Below are 334 nucleotides of genomic sequence, written 5' to 3'. Positions count from 1 at the left end.
TTGCATCTGTTTCTGCAGTTCCTGCTGTAAGTCCTGTTATTTTCTTATTAACAGTTATATTATCATCATTTAATGTTATTTTAGCTTTATTATCTCCTGATGTTATTGATGTTATTCCTGTTAATTTATCTTTTAAATTAAACTTAACAACTCCATTATCTTCAACTTTAGCTTCTGTATTAGTTCCATCACTAAAGTTAAATCCATTTGTTAATGTAGTTTCTTGCTGAGTTTTCTTATTTGCTGCATATTTTATTTTTTGATCACCTAATGATTTTTCAGTTACAATTGGTGATGCTGTAGTATTTCGTGCATCAGTTAGTGTTGCATTACC

General features: G+C 28.7%; 1 protein-coding gene. It reads right to left on the bottom strand.

Annotated elements, in window-relative coordinates; all coding sequences use genetic code 11:
• Nucleotides 1–334, bottom strand: a 334-nt coding sequence (locus IMK15_RS06035; protein ID WP_192942253.1) for a hypothetical protein, incomplete at both ends; no start/stop codon positions are given.

The sequence above is a fragment of the Sneathia sp. DSM 16631 genome (assembly GCF_014892235.1).
Lineage (GTDB): Bacteria > Fusobacteriota > Fusobacteriia > Fusobacteriales > Leptotrichiaceae > Sneathia > Sneathia vaginalis.
Note: the sequence above shows the minus strand (reverse complement) of the source record. Positions and strands in the feature narration are given on the sequence as shown.